Here is a 579-nt window from a genome sequence, read left to right on the forward strand (position 1 = left end):
GGGCTTGGAGCACATTGAATACTTGCCTGTAATGGACTATCGTAACCAATCTATCCCAGTTGAAAAACTGACTTCTATGGACGTAAATAAAGCCATTCAGCGTGGACTAGTTAAGGCAATTGCTCGTCATGGTTTAGGGCTATATATTTATGCAAATGAAGATTTACCAGTTCTAACAGAAGAACAAAAAGAGCTTGAAGCAGAAAAACAACGACTTAGAGAGATTCAGCCACTTATAAAACGAGCTGAACAACTAGGATACCAAAATATTGACAGCTTGAAAAATAAGACTAAAAAAGAAATTACCGACATCATGAAGATTTGGTTAGCACAGCAAGAAACAGAAAAAGGGGAATAATTAAATGGCAATCATCACAGTAACAGCACAAGCGAATGAAAAAAATACACGTACAGTAAGTACAGCAAAAGGCGATAAGAAAATTATTTCAGTCCCATTATTTGAAAAAGAAAAGGGATCTAACGTAAAAGTTGCGTACGGTTCGGCTTTCTTGCCTGATTTCATTCAATTAGGTGACACAGTAACGGTCAGCGGTCGTGTACAAGCCAAGGAATCAGGAG

The 579-nt window shown here is 37.8% G+C and carries 2 protein-coding genes; both read left to right on the forward strand.

Annotation, left to right across the window (positions count from 1 at the left end; genetic code table 11):
* The coding region (locus EII29_RS11540; RefSeq protein WP_125237619.1) for a DUF1071 domain-containing protein at positions 1-358 on the forward strand (358 nt) is incomplete at its 5' end.
* A gap of 4 nt (positions 359-362) precedes the next feature.
* Positions 363-579: single-stranded DNA-binding protein (locus EII29_RS11545; RefSeq protein ID WP_199726097.1), on the forward strand; the 217-nt coding region annotated here is incomplete at its 3' end.

It is taken from the genome of Leptotrichia sp. OH3620_COT-345, assembly GCF_003932895.1.
Taxonomy (GTDB): Bacteria; Fusobacteriota; Fusobacteriia; order Fusobacteriales; family Leptotrichiaceae; genus Pseudoleptotrichia.